General features: G+C 54.6%; 3 protein-coding genes. All 3 read right to left on the reverse strand.

From position 1 onward, the window contains the following. Positions 1–731 (reverse strand): PD40 domain-containing protein (locus tag JW937_07715; protein MBN1587301.1); only part of this gene is annotated, 731 nt, incomplete at its 3' end. A gap of 106 nt (positions 732–837) precedes the next feature. Then, entirely contained in the window at positions 838–1,608 is a 771-nt protein-coding gene (gene xth, locus JW937_07720) for an exodeoxyribonuclease III (protein ID MBN1587302.1), read from the reverse strand. 66 nt (positions 1,609–1,674) lie between these two features. Then, positions 1,675–6,954, reverse strand: a complete 5,280-nt coding sequence (locus JW937_07725; GenBank protein ID MBN1587303.1) for a hypothetical protein — start codon at positions 6,952–6,954, stop codon at positions 1,675–1,677. Positions 6,955–7,042 lie beyond the last annotated feature (88 nt).

Consider the following 7,042-nt stretch of genomic DNA (forward strand, 5'->3'; position numbering starts at 1 on the left):
ACAATGCGCTGACCGTCCGTGGAAGCCAGGCGCGCATAGTATTCGTTGTGATCCGTGTGGCGTTGCAAATCCGAACCCTCCGGCGTACAGGAATAAAGGTTGCCCACGCCTTCATGATCCGAAAGAAAATAAATGCGCCCGCCCACCCATAGGGGACTGGCCAGGTTGCCATTGAGCTCCGCCATGAGCGGCCGGAAATCCCCGCTGCCCTTGGGATCCACCCAAAGCTTGCCCGCCGTACCGCCCCGGTAGCGCTTCCAGCGGGCCGGGTCCGCAGTGTTGCGGCCCAAAACCACACCCCCGTTGCCCGGAGCAAAGCCCACGTCATTGGCTGGCCCCCAAGGCAGGACATGGGACGGCCCACCCTCCGGGGCCACTGTGTGCGGCCTGTAGACCTTGGCAAAGGCCTGGCCCGCCGTGCTCACAAACAGAATCTTGCCGTCCGGAGTCCAATCGCGCACCTGGGAATCCGCCCCCAAATAGGTGATGCGCTGGGCCGGGCCGCCCCCCGCCGGCATGCAATAGACCTCGGGATGCCCCTCCTCCAGACTGGTGAAGGCCAAATGCTTCCCGTCGCGCGAAAGCGCGGGCCGGCTCACGTCGCCGAGGTTCGAGGTGAGCCGCAGGGCTGTCCCGCCTTGTGCGGGCACGGACCATAGGTCGTCCTCGCAGACAAAAACCACTGTGTCCCCGGCAATGGTCGGCTGTCTAAAATATCCAGCGTTTAACATTGGTGTCGCTCCAAGACATGACCCCGCTCAGGGGAACCGTCATTGCGAACGAAGTGACGCAATCTTTGCTCCGCAAAGATCCCTTCGCTTCGCTCGGGATGACGTCTCACTCAAACTCCACCCACACCGGCGCGTGATCCGAGAGCCCGGCCTGCTTGTCAATCCAGGCCTTGCTCGCCCGCTCTGCCAAATCCGGCGTGGTCAAAATATAATCAATGCGCCAACCCAAGTCCTTTTCGCGCGCCCGCCCGCGATTGGACCACCAACTGTAGAGCCCGGGCACGCCCGGATGCAAAGCCCGGAAGGTGTCGACCCAGCCCTGGGCCAGCAGCCGGCTCAACCATTCTCTCTCTTCCGGCAAGAATCCGCTATTCTTGGCATTTCCCTTGGGATCGTGGATATCGATTTCCTCATGCGCCACATTGAAATCCCCGCACAAAGCCACGGGCCGGCCTTCATCTAATAAAGAGCGCGTGTACCCCAGGAAGTGTTCGGCATATTCATACTTGAGGGCCAGGCGCTCCCCGGAGGCGGAGCCGGAGGGGATGTAGACGTTCACGAAGGTGAAGTCCGGGAAGTCCGCGCGCAGCACCCGGCCCTCTCGATCGCCCCAATCCAGGCCGCTGCCCACCCAATACCGGAGCGGCTCTGTGCGCGTGTAGGTGGCCACGCCCGAATAGCCCTTGCGTTCGGCCGGCACCCAGCGCGCGCAATAGTCGCGGGGCGCCGCGACCTCGGGCGGCGCCTGATCCGGGAGAGCGCGCATCTCCTGCAAGGCCAGGTAGTTGGGCTGATGCTTCTTGAGCCACTCGGAAAAGCCCTTACGCCCGGCCGAGCGGATGCCGTTGACATTGAAGGTGCAAAGGGTGAAGGACATAAGGCGGTAGGATACCACATAGGTGCTTCAGGGGACATATCTCCGAAGGAGATGTGTCCCCTAAGTCTACAACGAACGGCCGAGGAGTTCTGCGGCTTGGGCTTCACGATCAGGCGAGAGCCGTTTCGCGGCCTTAGCCGCCAGTAATTCCCCATACACATCCCACAGGGATTTTCGCTGACTCCAAAAATGATTTTCCCGGGCATACTCATTAGCTGCAGGATAATTCTCCAGGAACTCCTCACGCAAACCAAGCCTCTCCCAGAAATCAACCAGGGAAATACTCCCCCTATGATGGGAAGTCACATTATGCAACCGGGCAAGAACACCGCGCATATACTTGGACCGTTCCCTATCCACGTAAATCAACTGCATGTTGAGCACGTTGCGAAGATCCTCCTTAAGCACCTCAAGTTGTGACGCTTCTGTACGTAACATGTTCATAAGCATCTGGACCGATTCCCACTGTCCCAATCGAGTCTTTTCAGGAACCGGCAGCCCACCGGCTCCCATAAATCCTAAGACCGCATTTTCGTCTGGATCCAAAAGATCCTCCAAGGGACCTGTATCGTGCACGCCCAGCACCACCTGGATAACTTCATCGAGATTTTGCGGGGCATCAATGTCAAAGATATACCCTCGCGTTTCCAATAGGCGTTTGACTTGAGGATTTCTTAGAATAGCCAAGGCGATTTCCCGGTTATAGGAGTCTCTTGAGAGATAATTGTTCTCGAGCAGCACCCAGTCCACGAACCAATCAGGCGGCTCATTCATGCTCCTGAGTGAATCACTGAGCATCTGATCAAGGCCCTCCGCAAGTCCTCCCTCCGTGCCCAGTCCATACCATCTGGATGTGAGATAAGTCACGGCGATTTGGGCCATCGGAGTATTTTCGAATATGTCCCTGTGACTTTGTAAAAACGCTCTCAGTTCTCTGGGCCTAAGAAAATCCAACGAAGCAGTCACCCAGGGATACAACTTCTCCTCCAGATTGGGCACTCCTCGAGGTGCGGCCCGATGATTTGCAACGAGTCTCATCAGCTCCTCAGTATCCCCACGCTTAGCAACGTAAAGAGAACGAATCTCCGGAGGCGAATTCACAATCGATCTGACTTTTGTTCTAATCTGAGTCAAGTCGAATTCAGCGAGATTGAGCCACCCCTTGGCTTCATTCAAGTGATCCCTCGCCAAAGCAACTGCCTGCTCTTGAAGTCCCGGACTCTCCAAAATATCCTCGATCCGGATAATCAGCTCCTTCGAGAGCAAAACCAAATAGCGCAACTGTCCTAAAGTCATCAGACTGTTATCCTGTGTATATGCTTGGCCCAAAGCTTGCACGGCCTGGTCCAGCACCCCAAATGCGCCCACACCTCCTACTTGAGAAAATCCATGAGTGCCAAAGGATAAAGGCACGCCCTGAGACTGTGCCAGCTCAAACAGGGCTTGGAAACGCTCTTGCTGATTGAAATCAACTTCTCCCAGATAGGCAGGACCGGTGTCCATGCCGGGCAACATCCTTAAAGGCCAAGCACCTCTCTCCTCTCCAATTCGCTCTACAGCTTCCCGGAGGGATTCCAGACCCGGATAATAGATTTCTGCGCCAAGTTGGCCTACCAAGTCATAAAATCCGGGCTCATCCAAGTGCACACGCTCCAAATCAAATGGAACCAAGATAACCGTTGACTGATCCAACCGCACATCTCCCAACACCATCACATCGTAGGAATTGAGATTGATCAATTGTGCCCCACCGGCCTCCATTTGACGAATCCAAAAGTCCATGGGCACCCCGACAGCACTGATTCTATCCTCAGCAGTAAACGCGGCATTGGGGCGAACAAGCTCCCCGGCAGCCCAGTGCGTTCCCGGTCGAAAAGAAGAAGGCCTCTCTTCTCCGAAAGCTTCTCCCGCCAAGTGCTCCTCAACAGTTCTGGCCCCTGAATGAACAACTTTGTCTCTGGGAAAGAACGCCGTTGCATGCCAGGTCCAAATCTTTTCGCGCAACAGGTCGAGGGAAGGATCCTCAAGATCCGCCATCGTCCAGCGGAGTCTTTGTCCTCTGTATGTTGGCACCAATTCTTCCAAACGATGATAGCGACCCGTAACGATGGCTAATCGAAAGAGATCTCTATTGCTAAGGGCATCCTGCTGGGAGATACGGCGCACTGTGACTGTGCCATCGGAGGCCACATTAAAGGTTTCAGCAAAATATTCGTAGCTCAAAGCATCCCCCATCCAATACAGGGTATGAATTTGAAAGAAGACCTGAAAGTCGACTTGGATACCTACCGAGTCCAGGTGCTCCCACTTTAGCCGGATCTGATCATAGGCCAAATCCACAGGAAGTTTACCCTGTACCGCTTGTCCGATAGGGTCGCCATCCACTAAGGTTGCTACAAACTCAATACTTTGCGGGTCATAGCCCAGCATCTGCATCTGCTGCCGGAGATAAGGAATAGTAAAGTGAGACTGACGCGGATGAGGCCCGACTGTAGGGTCTCGACTAAATTCTTCAATTGCATCGGGTTTGCCTGCATCGTGAAAGACGCCCACCACCCGCATCAGTTCCGGGACATTGTTCCGAATCCATGGGCTTGAACTTCGGATGGCCTGGTTCAGTTGAGGCCTGAGTTGCTCCAGATTCTCCATTGTCTGGAGGGTGTGCTGCTCCAAAGTAGTGCCCAGCGGATCAATGGCCTGCTCAAATCGCTCGGCCTGGCCCAAGTTGTTCTTCACAAACCCCATCATTGCTTGAGGGTCATAGGTGCTGGCCGCTGCTGTTTGCCGAAACGCGGCTTGGGCTGGGCGATTGTACCCAGATCCCGATGCTTGCGGCTGTCCCTCTCTCCTCTCCGGCCCACCCAAGCCGCGGGCAAGTGAAGATGTTCGACCGCGGTCTTCGAGCTCTGCAACATCCAGATCCCCTTCTGCTTCCGCGATCTCTCTTTCACGGTCCTCTAACCAGCGCGCTCTGGCATAGGCCAAATCCCAATCCTGGGTCTCAATTAACCCGGCCAGTTCAATCTCGCCAAAAGCACCTCCTCCAGGAGGAAGCCACTGATCCATTTCCTGAATCACCCAACCCACGCGATACTGTCGATCTTCTCTCAGAGAAGTCAAGTTCTCCAAGCTGCCAACGGCTTCCAAGACCAAAGCCTGGTCCACAAATACACCTTCTTGCCTACTTAAAATTAAGTCCTGATTGAATAAGGCCTGCGCAGCCTGAAAGCTATCCCTGAGGAGACTATCGGGAACCCTACCTGCTAATTCCTTGTGTTGGGCCGAAGAAAGCCCAGCCAGATCCCTGGGGTTCTGGCTGAGTCTCTGCAGCAAAGCACCACGCACATTTTGTGCTACATCTGGTTTTTCCTGTTCAACTGCAACCACCAGATCAACCCAACCTCCTAAGCTGAGCGCCTCCTCCTGCCCCGTAAACAGACCTGTGTCTTCCAAGAGCGCCAGTGCCTTGGGAACTGCCTCGGGCTTTTTGTCCGACATAAAGCGCAGGCCCGCCATGGCCTCATCCGGATTTCGCTCATAAATTCCCAAGAAGATTTGCGCTCCCTCGATGGAATGGTCTGCACTGAGCAACAACTCTGCCGACACTTGGGCAAAGTAGGTAACCGGAAGCAGTTGGTCAGGATCCATACCGGCGGAGTATTGCCGTGGGTGCAAATACTCAGGAGCAAGCCTGAGCGCAATTAGGGCCTCGAGTTGGCCATAGGTCAAGTGGTGCAGGACCCGTCCCGCAACTTCGGTCCGAACCGAACAATCTGCGAGGCTTTCACTCGTATAGGCAATAATTTCATGTAAAAGCGAGTCTCCGCTTATCTGGGAGTATAGATCACCGGCATCCCCATAGAGAAAATCCAGAATTTCATCGAATTCCCGACGCACGCTTCCATCGGAATCCAGAACAAACTCATTCATCCGGCCATACTGCGCGGCAGTTCCGGGAGAAAGCTGCCCCTCGACTATGTACTGATTTAAAAGAACATGAACCCACTCATGCGCCACCAAGAACAAATCCAGGTGGGCCCCTTCGTCGTACTGCACCTCTTGGTTCTTGGCTTGCCCTCCAGTCATGCCCTTTTGAATCCATGACCGGCGCCACCCCAATTCCTTTTCACGCTGGCCCAGCATAGCCACCTGCCAATCTGTATTCCACCCTCTTAACATCCTAAGACTTCTGGGAGACCGGAGACGGAAGCGTTCATGATCTGCCATTTCACCTGCCAAATGTCTCAAAATAGGAGAGTTGCTAATGGTCTGAGCCAGTGTCCTTTCGTCCATGCCGGTTAATCGCTGGGCCTGCACCATCCACTCTGTTCCGGCGAGATTGGGATCCATCCAAAGAAGCTGAGCAGAACCGGCAGACATTTCATCCAGAGATCCTGCAATATCCCGGAGTCTTGCTTCCAAAGCATCCCTCTTTTGCGGTTCTCCGGCCAATGCCTCCTGAAGAGATTGCGAACCGAGAATACTCGAAGCAAGGATATTGACGAGTTTGCCGTTTTCGTCATAGGTGAGCAGCAGGGTAAATGACTCGTATGCTCCCAATCTCATGTTGACGAGATACTCTTGGGCCTCCTCATAGGGAGAGCCCGTCCGTAACCAAGGATGGAAGCTTTCCAGAGTCAATGCCTCCAGTTCAGCAACAGAGGATTCCTGGACTTTTGCGACCACAGACGGTTCCCGGTTAGGCAAGCTTCTAACATTTTCAATGAAATGACTTAAGTGATCATGGATTTCGGGAACGGAGTCCTCTTCCAAAGCACTCAGCAAGTCGATGTCCCCTCTTTCAGGATCGCGAAGCACCAAGTAAGAGAGATTTTCCTGCGGGTCATAGCCCACCACCAGATTGAAGTTCAGATCCGGTGTCAAAGCAAGCCCCAGCTGAAGCTGAAACATGGAATCCTTGATAGGGACACCGTTTCTCACAGACAAGGGATGCCAGGCCAGCGCTTCCAGCTCAGCCAAGACAACCGGATTCCATCTTTTAAATGTTTCGAGCAGGCGGTGTTTGTTTGTCTCTCGACCGCGGTCTCTAAATTCTTGGACCATTTGCAGGATTTCCGGCTCAAAGGAGTCGTCGACCTGCTCCTGAAAGACGGGCATTTGAGCAAGCTTCAGCAAAACCTCTGCGACTATCACAATATCTGCCAGAGACAAATTTTCCGTTTGAAGCTGGACACGCAGGTCCTTCAATCCTTCAGCACCGGCGCATCGGGCCAACCAAAGCTCCATAAGCTGTGCGCGCGCCTCGGGAGTATTCACGGAATTGATCAATTGCAAGGCACTGATCCCCGGCAGCACCTCTTCGAGATCGGGATAAAGTCCCTTCAAAAGCCCATGGTACTTCTCCTCATCCTGCGGTGTGGTGCTTCTGGGTGCGATGACCGTGTACGAAATGTTGCGCGCGGCGAGGGCTTTC

Source organism: Candidatus Omnitrophota bacterium (assembly GCA_016929445.1).
Lineage (GTDB): Bacteria > Omnitrophota > Gorgyraeia > JAFGIU01 > JAFGIU01 > JAFGIU01.

Coding starts and splice junctions, on each gene's coding strand:
- xth (MBN1587302.1), bottom strand. CDS start 1,608: ATGTCCTTCACCCTTTGCACCTTCAATGTCAACGGCATCCGCTCGGCC.